This window comes from Litchfieldia salsa (assembly GCF_900104555.1).
Classification (GTDB): Bacteria; Bacillota; Bacilli; order Bacillales; family Bacillaceae_L; genus Litchfieldia; species Litchfieldia salsa.
Genome location: NZ_FNJU01000004.1, coordinates 67,426 through 82,315, shown reverse-complemented (window position 1 = coordinate 82,315; position 14,890 = coordinate 67,426). Strand labels below are relative to the sequence as shown.

At 37.5% G+C, this 14,890-nt stretch carries 15 protein-coding genes and 1 riboswitch; of the genes, 9 read left to right on the top strand and 6 right to left on the bottom strand.

The window, feature by feature from the left end; all coding sequences use genetic code 11:
- The first annotated feature begins 277 nt into the window (after positions 1 to 277).
- The 6 genes from BLQ56_RS10065 to BLQ56_RS10040 all read left to right on the top strand — a co-directional run bounded on the left by BLQ56_RS10065 (position 278) and on the right by BLQ56_RS10040 (position 5,426).
- Positions 278 to 1,093 carry a flagellar hook-basal body protein gene (locus BLQ56_RS10065; RefSeq protein ID WP_090853239.1) on the top strand — a complete coding sequence of 272 codons (816 nt, stop codon included), beginning with the start codon at positions 278 to 280 and terminating at the stop codon, positions 1,091 to 1,093.
- 110 nt (positions 1,094 to 1,203) lie between these two features.
- The gene (locus tag BLQ56_RS10060) at positions 1,204 to 2,052 is read left to right on the top strand and encodes a flagellar hook-basal body protein (protein ID WP_090853236.1); all 849 of its coding nucleotides are present in this window, start codon (positions 1,204 to 1,206) and stop codon (positions 2,050 to 2,052) included.
- Positions 2,039 to 2,350: a DNA-directed RNA polymerase subunit beta gene (locus BLQ56_RS10055; RefSeq protein ID WP_090853233.1), complete on the top strand. Its 312-nt coding sequence runs from the start codon at positions 2,039 to 2,041 to the stop codon at positions 2,348 to 2,350. The genes BLQ56_RS10060 and BLQ56_RS10055 overlap by 14 nt, the downstream gene beginning before the upstream one ends.
- Positions 2,351 to 2,382: 32 nt before the next feature.
- On the top strand, positions 2,383 to 2,817 hold the full coding sequence (gene fabZ, locus BLQ56_RS10050; protein ID WP_090853230.1) for a 3-hydroxyacyl-ACP dehydratase FabZ: 435 nt from the start codon (positions 2,383 to 2,385) through the stop codon (positions 2,815 to 2,817).
- A gap of 504 nt (positions 2,818 to 3,321) precedes the next feature.
- On the top strand, positions 3,322 to 4,824 hold the full coding sequence (locus tag BLQ56_RS10045; protein WP_090853227.1) for a methyl-accepting chemotaxis protein: 1,503 nt from the start codon (positions 3,322 to 3,324) through the stop codon (positions 4,822 to 4,824).
- A 284-nt stretch (positions 4,825 to 5,108) separates the two neighbouring features.
- Entirely contained in the window at positions 5,109 to 5,426 is a 318-nt protein-coding gene (locus tag BLQ56_RS10040) for a hypothetical protein (protein ID WP_090853225.1), read from the top strand.
- 641 nt (positions 5,427 to 6,067) lie between these two features.
- Here the strand turns inward: BLQ56_RS10040 and BLQ56_RS10035 are convergent.
- Complete coding sequence (locus BLQ56_RS10035) at positions 6,068 to 6,511, bottom strand: YwpF family protein (RefSeq protein ID WP_090853222.1); 444 nt, start codon at positions 6,509 to 6,511, stop codon at positions 6,068 to 6,070.
- A gap of 403 nt (positions 6,512 to 6,914) precedes the next feature.
- Between BLQ56_RS10035 and ssb the strand changes: the two genes are divergently transcribed.
- A complete protein-coding gene (gene ssb / locus BLQ56_RS10030; protein ID WP_090853950.1) occupies positions 6,915 to 7,253 on the top strand; it encodes a single-stranded DNA-binding protein in 339 nt (112 codons plus the stop codon).
- 10 nt (positions 7,254 to 7,263) lie between these two features.
- Positions 7,264 to 7,452: a hypothetical protein gene (locus BLQ56_RS10025; RefSeq protein WP_090853219.1), complete on the top strand. Its 189-nt coding sequence runs from the start codon at positions 7,264 to 7,266 to the stop codon at positions 7,450 to 7,452.
- 679 nt (positions 7,453 to 8,131) lie between these two features.
- Here BLQ56_RS10025 and BLQ56_RS24065 read toward each other — a convergent pair.
- Genes BLQ56_RS24065 through BLQ56_RS10015 form a run of 3 tightly spaced genes read right to left on the bottom strand, consistent with a single transcriptional unit; the run spans position 8,132 to position 12,682 of the window.
- Positions 8,132 to 8,257, bottom strand: a complete 126-nt coding sequence (locus BLQ56_RS24065; protein WP_274380220.1) for a hypothetical protein — start codon at positions 8,255 to 8,257, stop codon at positions 8,132 to 8,134.
- Positions 8,258 to 8,284: 27 nt separating this feature from the next.
- Entirely contained in the window at positions 8,285 to 11,044 is a 2,760-nt protein-coding gene (locus tag BLQ56_RS10020) for a DEAD/DEAH box helicase (protein WP_090853216.1), read from the bottom strand.
- Positions 11,045 to 11,071: 27 nt separating this feature from the next.
- Positions 11,072 to 12,682 carry an SWIM zinc finger family protein gene (locus BLQ56_RS10015; RefSeq protein WP_090853212.1) on the bottom strand — a complete coding sequence of 537 codons (1,611 nt, stop codon included), beginning with the start codon at positions 12,680 to 12,682 and terminating at the stop codon, positions 11,072 to 11,074.
- Between the two features lie 339 nt (positions 12,683 to 13,021).
- Between BLQ56_RS10015 and BLQ56_RS23500 the strand changes: the two genes are divergently transcribed.
- On the top strand, positions 13,022 to 13,183 hold the full coding sequence (locus BLQ56_RS23500) for a YwzD family small protein (protein WP_175490260.1): 162 nt from the start codon (positions 13,022 to 13,024) through the stop codon (positions 13,181 to 13,183).
- A gap of 155 nt (positions 13,184 to 13,338) precedes the next feature.
- Here BLQ56_RS23500 and BLQ56_RS10010 read toward each other — a convergent pair whose 3' ends face one another.
- A complete protein-coding gene (locus BLQ56_RS10010) occupies positions 13,339 to 13,809 on the bottom strand; it encodes a hypothetical protein (protein WP_090853209.1) in 471 nt (156 codons plus the stop codon).
- Positions 13,810 to 13,983: 174 nt separating this feature from the next.
- Complete coding sequence (locus BLQ56_RS24060; RefSeq protein ID WP_274380219.1) at positions 13,984 to 14,118, bottom strand: hypothetical protein; 135 nt, start codon at positions 14,116 to 14,118, stop codon at positions 13,984 to 13,986.
- Between the two features lie 27 nt (positions 14,119 to 14,145).
- A riboswitch (cyclic di-GMP riboswitch) is annotated at positions 14,146 to 14,231 on the bottom strand.
- Positions 14,232 to 14,890 lie beyond the last annotated feature (659 nt).

Below are 14,890 nucleotides of genomic sequence, written 5' to 3'. Positions count from 1 at the left end.
AGGGGACCTTGTCACTATAAAGACTGGTCCTTATTTCCTAGTATTCATCGTATACAAACCATTTAGCAAACATTACTACTTTTGTTAGTGGTTCATTTCTACTAAAATAAGAAGAAGATGTTTAAAATCGTCTTATTTGATTTTTTATTAGACTGTTCCTTCCAAAGACAGAAACGATATAGATTTGTAAGAAACAACAAGCCATGTAAATAACAGTCTTTAAAATTGAGCTCTTATCAACTGCAACATGGAGCTAACTAAAAAAGAGGTGGAATCTTTGCTAAGAGGTTTTTATACAGCTGCATCAGGTATGTTCGCTCAACAGCGACGTACAGAAATGTTAACAAACAATATCGCAAACGCAAATACGCCAGGATTCAAAGCAGATCAATCCTCATTAAAGGCGTTTCCGGAAATGCTTTTACAAAGGATGGAATCAAATAGTGCAGTACCATCTAAGAAATTTACAACGTCTACAAACATTGGTAGTTTGACGACTGGAGTATATATGCAAGAAGCAACACCGCAATTTTCTCAAGGTGATATCCGAGAAACAGGGAGAAATGCAGACCTTGCACTTGTGAACGGAAATGTTCCAGAAGGTGGATCATTGTTCTTTACGGTTGAAAATGCAAACGGTGACGTGCGCTATACACGTAATGGTAACTTCACACTTGATGGTGCTGGTTATTTAACAACGAACGAGGGATATTATGTTCTAAATGAAAACGGAAATCGGATTCAGTTAGAAAATGAGCAATTTAGTGTAGCGTCAAATGGGGCCATTTTAGAAAATGGATTTGAAGTAAACAACATTGGTATTACTTTTTCCCAAAACTCTAATAATCTAGTAAAGGAAGGAAATGGATTGTTTGCGGCCACTGAAGATGGTGAAATGGTCAATGCAAACAATAATCCAGACACAACTTACGCGATTAGACAAGGGTATATTGAAAGGTCAAATGTAGATGTAGCAGCATCGATGACTGATATGATGACTGCATATCGTGCATTTGAAGCAAACCAAAAGATTCTGCAAGCCTATGATAGAAGTATGGAAAAAGCAGTCAATGAAATTGGTCGTTTGCGCTAATTTACCTGGTTATTTTCGCAACTTATTCGGGTGAATAGGTTATAAGTTCTTAAAAAGAGCCTTGATCATTAATGTTTCGAGTGACTAAAGCAGCCTCAGGAGGAAATAACGTGAATCGTTCAATGATTACTGCAACAAATACAATGACACAGCTTCAAAAGCAATTGGATCTTATTGGTCATAATATGGCGAATGTGAATACCAATGGATATAAGAAACGTGATGTGCAATTTGGTGAACTCTTGTTTCAACAGTTTAATAATATTAAAGCACCAGAGGCAGAGTCAGAAGGCCGATTAACGCCTGCAGGAATTAGACAGGGTGTTGGAGCTAGACTTGGACAAACGACTCTTAATTTAGCGCCAGGAGCTATTCAAGCGACAAACCGACAGTTAGATCTTGCTTTGACAAACATTGGGCAATTCCTGCAAGTTATGGTTGAAGAAAATGGCATCCAAACTCCTACTTTAACGAGAGATGGAGCGCTTTATCTATCACCAATAAATGATGGAACAAACCGAGTATCATTAGTTACATCAGAGGGACATCCAGTCTTAGATGCTGATGGTGAGCCTATTGAATTCTTAGACCAATTCAAGGACCTTATTATTTCAAAAGAGGGCAGACTAACTGTGAACGGTAATAATGGACAAGCCCAAAACTTTGAGCTGTCTGTTGTTCAGGTTAATAAGCCACAGCTTTTAGAAGCTAAGGGAAATAATCTGTTTGGATTACCAGACTTTGAAGCTTTAGGATTAGATGAGAACGAAGTATTTATGGAACTTAACGGTGATATGCGTGCCGAAATTGGGATCACACAAGGCGCACTTGAACAGTCAAACGTAGATATGGCGAAAGAAATGACTGAGTTAATGCTCACTCAAAGGTCATATCAGTTCAATGCAAAATCAATTTCACTAGCAGATCAAATGATGGGGTTAGTGAATGGAATACGCTAAAGGACGGGTGAAATCCGAAGTGACCACTGAACATAACAATTCACAAGAAAGAACACGCGCCGAACATAGGCAGCAAGAAGAAGCAATAGCAAAAGAAAAGCCAGGTAAGACGAGACGACTTGTTCGATTACGTCTGATCCCAATCTGGCTACGTCTATTAATTGTCGCTGCTCTTATTTTGCTAAGTGCAACAGCTGGTGTAATTGTTGGGTATGGTGTCATTGGAGATGGAGAACCGACAGACGCGCTAAAAACATCAACATGGCAACATATCATTGACTTAGTTGAAAAAAAATAACATAATTACCTTGTACGTAAAGGAGGTAAAATATGTTAGACATTAATCAAATTAAAGAAATTATCCCTCACCGCTATCCATTCTTGTTAGTGGACCGAATCCTCGAGCTTGAAGAAGGAAAACGTGCTGTTGGTGTTAAAAATGTAACAGCCAATGAAGAGTTTTTTAACGGACATTTCCCTGAATTTCCAGTAATGCCAGGTGTCCTTATTGTTGAAGCATTGGCTCAGGTTGGTGCTGTTGCAATGCTAGTTAAAGATGAAAACCGTGGTCGCCTTGCTTTTTTTGCAGGCATTGATAATTGCCGTTTTAAAAGACAAGTTGTTCCTGGTGACCAACTACGTCTGGAAGTTGAAATGACACGTGTTCGTGGATCAATGGGCAAAGGGAAAGCCGTTGCTACAGTTGACGGTGAACTCGTTTGCGAAATGGAATTAATGTTTGCACTTGGTGATAAAAAGGAATAATTTTTAAAAACACGCTTGGACAAGCAATGGTTCCAGGCGTTTTTTTATTTTCAAAAGGCTGTTTTCGTAAAGATTGTTGCACTTTAAAAGCCGCAGGCTGAATACACTCCGCGTCCGGCGGGTGACCAGTAAGCCTCCTCGTCGCTAATACTCCTGCTGGGTCTCACTTTTACCACTGGTCCCACAGGAGTCTACGTGTTTGTAAATTCCATTTCAATACTCTATTTTCTAAAACAACAAACTTTGAGAAAACAGCCAAAATTATTATGATAGTAAGTAGGCTAAGAAGGTATCAATCCTTGGCCAATTTGCCATTCATTAGCCTATAATGTACACTAATGCACCAATCCTTCGGATAATCCTTTTTTTAGGAATGATATGGAATTTATATATCTATAAACAGTAATATATACCTATTTAATTTTCAATATTTTTCTAGTTAAATAGTCCGATATACCTTATACTTATACACGGACTAGAATTAAAACTAAGGAGAGAAACATATTGAGTAATGCACTTACGGAATTAAATAAAAAAGATGAACTTATTTATCAAAGGAATAAGCTATTAATTATGATTTTGTGGTTTACTTCCATTATTAGTATGTCATTTGTTGTAATGTCAGGTTTTAGTATTATTGAAACACTTGGCATGTTTTCAATAAGTATAATTATTAATACAGTTATAACATTATTAGTTATTAAAAGGTTATTTACTAATCTTACAAAATATATCATAGTAGTTTCATTTATATTATCTACTTTTGTGACATTCTTTAGCCCAACTGTAACTCTGTCTTTATTTTTTCTTATTGTATTTTACTTAATATTAATCGCAATGTATGAAGATTGGATCTTAACTCTTATAGTTGGTATAGGGTGCTTAATTATATCTAATATTGGCTTTTCGAAAAGTTATAACTTTACACTTCCTGAAAACTTATTGCCGGAACTATACTCTGTTAACTTCTTTATCGTTTTAATAATAGGAGTTATTTTTGTTCAAGGTGGTTTCAATGTTAAGGTAAGAAACCATGTCGATTCTTTAATAAAAGAAGTAATTAAAATGAAAGATAAAAGCGAACAAAATAATGAGTCTATTAGGATGGCTATTACTACTTTAAACAGCTTTAGCACTCAATTGGTTCAAACTATAAGTTCCACATCTAGCATTTCGCAGGACTTGTCACATACGTTTAATGAAATGGCATCAGGGTCTTCTAATCAAGTAGAGAGCATTTCAAGAATTAACGATTCTATTAGGAATACTTCTAAATTTACAAATGGAGTAAAAGAAACTGCTGATGAAATGTCTGGGAAGTCATTAGAAAATTTAATCGTTGTAAAAGAAGGTAATCAAAACTTAAACCAATTACAGAACGAGATTGGTAACATCTCTAGTGTTATAGGTGGTATGGTTATCGTTACGCAAGAATTAAATGAGCAGAGCTCAAAAATTGCAAATATCATTGTTGAAATTAATGAAATTTCTAACCAGACTAATTTACTAGCGCTTAATGCAGCAATTGAGGCAGCACATGCTGGAGAACACGGAAAAGGATTCGCGGTAGTAGCAGATGAAGTTCGAAAACTGGCAGAGAGTTCCAAAAAATCAACAGAATTAATCCAGACCATTTTAAATGGAATAGAAGAAAAAGTACACATGGCAATTGACCAAGCTCAAAAGGGAGACGAAGCTGCAGAATATAGTGAGAAAGCCCTATCATCTGTTCAAGCTGTTTTTGAAAAGATAATATTAAATGCAGAAGAAACGACTAATGCTTCTAAAAAAATCGAAAAAATGTTAGGTGAATTAAACCAATCCTCCGAAAGTATATCTGAAGAGGTAGAAGCAATTGCTAGTGTTACGGAAGAACAAAGTGCATCAACAGAGGAAGTGTTAAGTAGCTTTGACGAACAACACTCAAGGATAAAGGATATAGAAGTTAAATATACTGAATTAGAAAAGATTATTGAACAACTCAATGAAATTGCGAACAATGAATAATAGTAGATTTAACCATAGGAAAGGGGGATTTTGAAATCCCTCTTTTTTTCAACCTCTTTATTAATTGTTGGTGTATAAAGATAACAATCGAGAGCTTAGCGTTGTAATCCACATTTTCCTGTCGATATCCCAAAAGGAATTTTTTTCTAAAATTTATTACTAAATATAAGTGCCGCTTTCTAATTTTTTTCCTTGAAATGCAAAATAATCAACTGATTGGGTAAGCTAATCAAAGACCTACACTAATCGGGTCATTCTATTTTCAGAAGAAAGGAGGAATTGTGATGAATAAGAAATGGCTTTTGAAGCTTTCTGGATCTCTACTTGCGGCAGCATTAATTACTGGCTGTGCTGCAGATGACCAAGATCCACCACCAGAAGAAACTCCTGTTGATGACGTAACACCTGAAGAAGATGTGGATATGGACATGGGTGATGATACAGGAACTGATGCTGGAACAGAAGCTGGTGAGAACGGAGCAGCAACAGGAGACGCGGAGACTGGAGAAACTGAAGCAGGAACTGGCGATACTGGAGCTGAAACGGGTGAGACTGGCACTCCTACACCTGAAGAAACACCAGAAGATGAAGAAAACAAATAAGTTTTCTTTGGATCATCTATGAAGAGTCTCCTTTTATAGGGGGCTTTTTTAGTGTGTTTTTAAACAAGCTGTTTTTGGGAATTGGTTTAGTTAGGTGAAAAAGCAGCAGGTTTGTAGTTTTGGAAGGTTGTTTGTTGGGGGAGAGAATGTTCTATTGGACAAACCAAGCGTGAATCGGGTGGTTTTGTTCGATAGAGCCGTCCTATTGGACAAATCGAGCAAGAAGGCGGGTAGTTTTGTTCGATAGAGCCGTTCTATTGGACAAACCAAGCGTGAAGGCCCATAGTTTTGTTCAATAGAGCCGTCCTATTGGACAAACCAAGCGTGAAGGCCCATGGTTTTGTTCAATAGAGCCGTCCTATTGGACAAACCAAGCGTGAAGACCTATAGTTCTGTCCGATAGAGCCGTCCTATTAGACAAACCAAGCAAGAAGCTGGTAGTTTTGTTCGATAGAGCCGTTCTATTGGACAAACCAAGCGTGAAGGCGCCTAGTTCTGTTCAATAGAGCCGTCCTATTGGACAAACTAAGCGTGAAGACCTATAGTTCTGTCCGATAGAGCCGTCCTATTGGACAAACCAAGCGTTAAAGCCCGTAGTTCTGTCCAATAAGACTAATCGGTTCAATTACCCTTGATGACCACTATTTAATGATCATCAATTTCTTACGTTCTTCATGCACGATTGAATTAAAACTTTTAAGTAAGTCGTCACCCTGTAGGCCTTCCTCCAATAACTGGGCAAGAATCATTTCTGAATTAACAAATTTAGTGCGTTCAAGTTTTGCATCAAACAACACACTAATATGTTCTGAAAAGACATTAACCGACATTACTTTTGCAGCAACCAAAGCTGGATCATTTGAACGATCGGTAATCGTTACTTTAAGATGCAGCTCCTCGTTATTCGCCATATAAGTAGAAAAGGAATCAGCATACTTTTTATCAACAAATGCTTCGATAATCCAGCGCTTTCTACTATCTTCTCGATTTATAATGAGCCCATCTATCAAATCTACATCAACTTGCATTCTTTCTAAAGGCACATCCGGTAAAATACTGAGAGACACAAGCTTAAATGTCTTCAAAAAATACCCTCCCTGTTATTTAAGATATCTTATAACTAAAGTAATACTTTAGGTTGTATTCAATTTCGCTCTATCAAAAAATTATATCACACCAAACTCAGAAGAAATATATCAGTCAAATTACAGTTTTGTATATAATGATCCTCTTTCTTATTTTATACCTTTTTCTGTACTTCAACCAAACATAAGAAAATTAGTATTAAAATGAGTAAATATCTTTTTCCGTGAACAACAACTTAGATATATGACTCTAAATTTATGAATAAATATCGTATTTTATGACAGAATTTGTATGAAAATGTAAAAATGTGAATTTTACTGGAGGGAGGGAGGTCGGTATGATAAGCATGTGAAAGCTATTCTCACATCACAACTCAAACAAAATGGAAAGGAGACTACAACAGTGATTAACCAAGTGATTTTAGTAGGGAGATTGACAAGAGATCCTGAGATCCGCTATACACAGGAAGGTCAGGCTGTTGCTAATGTAACACTGGCGGTTAGTCGTAATTTTAAAAGCAATGCCGGTGAAATTGAAGCAGACTTTGTGAATTGTACGCTATGGAGAAAAACAGCTGAAAACACAGCAAACTATTGTAAAAAGGGGTCAATTGTTGGTGTTAGTGGTAGAATTCAAACCCGTAGCTATGAGAACAATGGCAAAAGAGTTTATGTGACTGAGGTGCTAGCAGAATCAGTCAAATTCATGGGTGGTAAGCCTAGAGAATTAGTAGAGCAATAAGGAGGAGAACATGAAAGATCATGAAGTAAATATGATCCATAAACGAATTGATAAATTAGCAATTGGAATAGGGCGACATCTTGAAACACTTCTTGGTCAAATTGACGAGAGGTTCAATCAAATAGAGAGTAACAACACTAAGCCGTTTATTAGCATCGATACACTACCAGAAAGTAAGGTGTACCATCATTGCGATTAGCTTAAACTTCACCGCAAATATGTCTTCAAAGTAAAAATCCATATACTGAACAAATTACTCACAATTATTTTTATAAAAATGTAAAACAACCTCGTACCAATCCGAACGAATAATATCCAATCAGAGAACATAGCCACAATTATCCCATAAAATTACCTGACTCTAGACTTAGAAAACCCACCTAAACGGTTTTCGTCCCCAATCTGAGAGTCAGGTGTTTTTTTTTTTTAGGGAAGAGGTTTTTATTTGATTATGTTGATGGTCGTCTAATAGACAAAACTCTAGACAGAGTAATGACTTTGTCCGATAGAGCGCTCCTATTAGACAAAACTGAAGGTCAGGGTGCTTAGTTTGTCCGATAGAGCGCTTCTAATAGACAAAACAGGAGACCAGAGAGCTTAGTTTGTCCGATAGAGCGCTCCTATTAGACAAAACAGGAGGCCAGAGAGCTGAGTTTGTCCAATAGAAAGCTCCTATTAGACAAAACAGGAGGCCAGAGAGCTTAGTTTGTCCGATAGAGCGCTCCTATTAGACAAAACTGAAGGTCAGAGTGCTTAGTTTGTCCAATAGACCACCCATTTTAGACAAAGTCGATGATCAGAGCTCCGACTTTGTCCGATAGAACACCTCTAATTGAAACATAGCCTCAAGCATTCACTGGGTTTTCAGCTACTTACCTCTACCTCTTAATCTTCGCCTCAACCAATGTCAAAAAACGTTGCCATGCTTCATCTTTATCTTTATGCTTTTCGTTCACAACCACTTTTTTCTTTCGTTCATTTTTCGTTTTTACCGCTTTTACCATCTAAATCAACTCCTTAGACCACAACTCCTATCGTAGTGACAGAAGATCCTTAAGATCATGATTTGACAATTCTGTAATCCAGCTTTCACTTTGGATGATTTCATCGTTTAGCGCCTGTTTCTTTTCAAGCATTTCATCGATTTTTTCCTCAAGTGTACCTGTACTAATGAGCTTGTGAACATGTACAAATCGTTTTTGACCAATTCGATAAGCGCGGTCTGTTGCTTGGTTTTCAACAGCTGGATTCCACCAACGGTCATAATGGATCACGTGGTTTGCCTCTGTTAAGTTTAACCCGGTTCCACCAGCTTTAAGTGACAGAATCAATACATTAAACTTTCGATCCTGGAAGTTTGCAATCATTTCATCACGTGTATTCTTAGGGACACTACCGTTTAGAAACAACACCTTTTCATTTAGCTGCTTTTCAAGAACTGACTGAATCATTTCACCCATTTGAATGTATTGAGTGAAGATTAAACAGCTTTCCTCTTGTTCACGAATATTAGTTACTAAATCAAGGAGCTTCTCCATTTTATTCGAACGAGTTTCAATTCGACTAGGGCGTTCTTCTTTTAAATATAAGGAAGGATGATTACATACTTGCTTTAACTTACTTAGCATTTTTAAAATAAGGCCCTTACGCTGCATGCCAGCAACCTGTTCAACCTGTTCAAATGTATCCTTAACAAGCTGTTCATACATGGATGCCTGCTCAACAGTTAGTGGGCAATATTCCTTTTGCTCTTGTTTATCAGGTAAATTAAGTGCCACATCTTCATCTTTCTTCGTTCGTCTTAATAAAAATGGACGGATTAAACGTTGTAGCTGACCGATTCGTTCTGTATCCCGGTCCTTCTCAATGGGAGCCACGTATCGTTTTTGAAACTGACCTAAGCTACCCAAATAGCCTTCATTTGTAAAATCAAAGATCGACCATAACTCAGTTAATCGATTCTCCATAGGTGTCCCGGTTAAAGCAATATGATGCGCACCAGCTAAGTTGCGGATCGCACGAGACTGTTTCGTTTGGGCATTCTTAATGTTCTGGGCTTCATCTAAACAAATCGTGCCCCATTCATATGCAGAAATCTCCTCATAATCCAAATGTGATAAACCATATGAGGTTAAGACAACATCCGCATCTGAAACAGCAATCGGGAAATCTTCACCCTTGCGACGATTTTGCCCATAGTGAAGATGCACCTTCAAGGTAGGTCCAAATTTCTCAAGCTCCTTTTGCCAGTTCCCAAGTACGGAAGTAGGGCAAATGATGAGAGATGGCTTTGAACCTTGCTCTTTAATAGTAAGGAAATAGGCGATCATTTGAATCGTTTTCCCAAGTCCCATATCATCAGCCAAGCAGGCCCCAAACCCAAAGCGGCGTAAATACAGCAGCCAGTCAACACCTTGCTGTTGATATGGTCGTAATTCACCTTTGAAATCTGCTGATAACTCTACATGTGGAATTTCCTTAATTTCACCGAGCGATTTGACCATTTTCGATAGATGACGATTTAACTCGATTTCAACATTGGCAAAAGGATTCGTTGAATCAACTGCTTCCTCAAGACCCTGTTCTTTAGCTAATAGTTCCTGTTCCAATATATCGCGGAAGCTAAGACCTTCTTTATTTGCTTTCGTTAAAATAGACTGGACCTGCTTGATGAAGGCAGGGTCAAGCTTGATCCACCTTCCACGAATATTGACAAGCCTTCGTTTCTGATCAACAAGGCTCATGAACTCATCCTCAGAAAGGTCAACTCCATTGGTCGAAAAGCGCCAATCAAAATCAATCAAGGCATTCAGTCCAACAAAAGATTTTCGTGCAGTCGCAGAAGTCGATTTCACCTTCGCTTTAACTGCTAGTTGTGCATCCTTGATCGCTTGCCACCATGATGGAAGCTGAATTTCCACACCTGCTTCAAGCAAGCGCTCACTATCCTCTGTTAAAAAAGACCAGGCCTGAAACTCGGAAATTTCACGGATAATCGTCTCATTTTCAGCACGAAGCCATGGAACAATCATCCCCCACACCTTTTGCTCGCGATCGACTTTTTCTACAAAATCTCTCCATGAGATCGGTAATTTATCTCCATAAGAATAAGCAATTTGCTCATTTTTTTTATCACGCAAAATCGTCTCAATCACCCATGGCTCATCATCTTCATCAGGTTCAACCAGCCTTAGCACCACATCGAAGGGGGAGGTATCCTGTATCCAACCAATTTTCTCAAGCCAATCGGTTTCATTGGCAGCGACTAACTGATTTCCTGCATGCTTAAGCAAGGGGAATTCACGGAGAAGGTGATTCCAACCCTCACTCAAGGAAGGATCTTGATCAAACCAATCATGTAATGCCGCAGTTAACCACTCTTTTGAAAATAAATCTAAGGTCATCTCTTCGATTGTCCAACCAAATTCACCATCTAACCATTGTTCAAAATCAGGGATAAATGTTCCATCAACGATTGCTTCATATAAAAGCTCTGCACTCTCTCTATAGAGATCACAGTCTTCCGTATAATTAAAATGTGCTAATGTGTTTTGTGATTGATTTGCGAAAAAATCAAGTGCTTGCCATGGTGTTAAATAGAAGGCTTGATGGGAATGAATTTCTTTTAATTCAACAAAAGAACCATAATAAGATGATTTATGATGGGAAAAAAGAAGTGTCCGAACCTTTCTGAGGTTCATTTCTTCACCCATTTCATTCTTACACCATACATAACAGCCCTGTATTCCATCCCATTCACAATCAATGGTAATCGTCCGAGTTACTAGCATATAATCACCTACTTTGTTTTGAAAATTCTACTGCTGCACGACTAATTTTGCTCGAACTAATTCCTCTTGAAACGCACGAAGACGCTTATGAGTTAGGGCGAGCTTCTCGATATAAATCTCCCAAACATCCAGCTGATTGATCTGACGGTAGGAGGTACGTAGTTTTCGTAAATACTTAACAGCTTGCTTATAACTAGAACGATTTTTCTGTTCGAGCGCATCCATTACGGCATGATGGTAAAAAGGCAGAAGTGCCTCTCGTTCATTCTCTTCAATTAACTTTAATGTATGACGATCACAATCACTTGCATTGTAGCCAACAAGAATTTGCAAATCAACCCATGCCTTATAATCACGAATATGTAATAAATGATGATCAAGCTCGACAAAGCTATATGGAAGCAGTTTTTTCATCATTTGAATATAAAGCTCTGGATTGTTTGCCTCACAGTACCCAGACACTTCACTTAGAAACGATCTAGTAAAATGTCGACAAGCTTCATAAGATCCTAAGCCCTTAATATAGCTATCTATATGCCGCGCTGCATAGTCAATCCAATAGCGAGCTCGTTTCCAATCATGATTATTGGATAAAACATGAATCCACCAAAAACTATAAGTCACATAAGAGCTATCTAAGCGGGATAAATAGTTAATCGCTTCCTGATCTCTTCGCTGTAAAAACGCAAGATGGACTAACGCCAATAGGTTGCCATCATGATCATCACTATCAGTTGTTGCTAACAGCTCTTCTTCTTCCTCAATCCACTTTTTACGATTAAACAAGACAGACCATAATGCACGATAAATTGAGAACCGGTTAAACAGAAAATAATCCTCACGTAATAAGGTTTCACGTACAGAATCAATGCTTTCATATAAAATCGTATCTAATGCAAACGGAAGTGATATTGCTCGTAAATGAAAGATATCATCAAGCACATCATCAACAACATTATGGACATGCTGACTAACTGTAGATTCAAACTGGAACGGCTGAAGCTGATGCTTATCAATTGCTTCAATCATTTTATTGACTGTGAAAATCCCAGCATGAATCGAGAACAATCGTTTCGTTTCAGAAACCTTTGGCGACTTTCCGATCACAGATTGAAAGAAATGATAATAAGCATTTGAAAAGAAATGCCGATCTCGCTCTGAATATTGATTTAGAAACATTTCATATTCTCGTTTAAAAAATGACTGCCAGCTGACTAGTGATAAGTCCTCATATGGTTTATGTAAATCCTTCGCAGATCTAAGTGTCGGTAAGCTATTCAAATTAGTAGTGATTACGTCTTCTTTCCATTCATCTAGAAGTGCGCCAATCCTTGCAACACTCGCATAGATTGAAAAAAACAACGCCATCCGGTGACGACAAAAGCTTGGAGAAGGGCAGCTACATTGACTTTCATCTGTAAACTCTAAATCAAGTGTCACCTCAACAGGAATCACATCTTGAACTCTACCGTGAACCCTTTGATTATGAAATTGGACATTATAGACACTACCTTGACGATATAAATTAAGCCCTTTTTTGATTAAGTTTCGATCATCTTCACGGTTGAATGAGTATTTCTTTTTTAACACTTCAGCATAATCAAGAATGATTTCTTTTGCTACCTCATGCTCTAGCATGACAGATCTCCACCTCCTAAATTAAACATGACCGCCAAATAGATATTGGTGTAAGAATATTCAAATAGTTACTTCTAAAGAATTTCATCCTTCTATTATAACGCATTCTTGAAATAAAATCGCTCTCTTACATGATTAGACATTGTTTTGACATCATCATTTTTCTAGATCTTCTCATGGTACAGTCGCAAAAGGTTAAGGGCTTGCGTATAAATATAAGAAGTATATAAACTTATACTTATTTTGGTGTCTAGCGCAAGGATCCACCGGCTCGAGGTCATTTTATGCCTTGCGCCGATCACGGGCGCCATGCGCTTATCATTTTAAGAGGTGATAATTTTGGACAATAAAAAGTCCAAGGCTCAAGGTCAATTGAATCTTGAAGAATTTAAGCAGGTATTATTGCGAGCATATATGAAGGGTGAAAACCTATCTGATATGAATGCAAAAAACATGATTGAAGAGCTTGCTAGAACGATAAGAAATGCTAATGCAAATTAAAATAAGATTATCCCATTAGTGCAAGGAATCCACCTTAAGCTACTATAAAGAAGGTGGTTCTTGCACATTTACAATGGGACAACCCTATTATATATGAGTATCTAATTTTCAGGGAAATGGGGCCAAGATGAGGGGCGAATTCTGCTTCAGGTTCGTTATTCATACGACCATAAAATGGACCAATCTCCATCTTCCTTATCCTTTGCGACAAACACATCCTGACTTAATGTGAAAGTGCCAAACTTACTTTTGAAGGTTTGTGTGATTGGTATTTGATAGACTTCATTAATTGGATCACTTTCCCGGGACATTTTCCAAGAATCCAGTAACTTCGGGTCTCCGATCGTATAAGAGAATGTGCTCACATCAAAGTGCCCCATGAAGACATGATTACGATCCTGAATGTAGCCTCTTCTTGTGAATTTATCTCTCATAAAAGGATGAAACAATTCCCATGCATTTCCGAAATCTGATTCCTGCTCATATTGATAAAAATCATCTACCACTCTTTTAACCTGTGATTCTGGTGTGCTGCGAAACAGAAAGTATAAAACGAGTATGAATGCAATAATGATCAAACCTATTATGATGAATCCACTTGATGATTTCTTTCTCCTGTACTTCATTAAAATAGGCCCCCTAAACTTGTTTGTAAAGGCAAATGAATCTGTGACCAAGCCTTTATAAAACATGGATATGCTTAGTGGGAGTTGTCCTATACGTACAAAGATCTTTTAATATTGAATAGAAAAATAAAAACTAGAGTAAAAAACTACTCTAGTATAATAATTTTATATAAATTAATTTGAGAACAGTTGTTTACGAGGTCGGTTTCCAACCTTCATAAATACACTGCCGTCATTTATACATCTGAAAAATCGCACTTTAACAATTGCAAATGGCGTCCAAACTTCTTTAAATGAGTAATATGGCATCTATATTTTCCCCCTGATAAAAGTAATAGATGCAGCTGGCTGGCCTATTTGTAAAAAACGTAGCCCCTATAGCTTTGCGTCATACATTTTCATGTACTTTGCCAATATTGGCTAATCATACCACTTGTCCTATTTTGTTATTGTAGAAAAATGTCGTCCGGTTTAGAAAGAATTTAGAGTCATTTCGACAATGTTCGTCATTTTTCTTATTTTTTAGTGGGAATTAGTTGCTATATAGGATATAATAAACAGTATAAGTAATATAAAAATATTTTGAATGGTCTGACAGAATGAGACACACATCGCTCTAAGTTTCATATATAGTGAAGTCAGGGTATAAATCTATTAAAGGAGATGGTCTTAGTGAGAGAGGAATCAAATCACTTATTTGTTGGCATGGTTTGGGGAACGACATTAAGCATACCTTTATGGATATCTTTTCTTGGATGGTTTAAAATTTTAGTGAAGGTTTTAATATAAAAACTATAAATGTAATCGTTTACAACATTGTGAATTGGAGGGGTTGATTCTTGGTGTTTACACCTTAATCAACCCTTTTTTATTTGGCTGTTTTCGTATAAAATGCTGCTATTAAAGCCGCAGGCTGAATACACTCCGCGTCCGGCGGGTGACCAGTGAGCCTCCTCGTCGCAAAAGCTCCTGCGGGGTCTCACTCTGGCCACTGGTCCCGCAGGAGTCTCCGTGTATTCAGCCTGCTAGTAACTGCCATTTCAATACTTTATGTTTAAAACAACCAACTTTGAGAAAACAG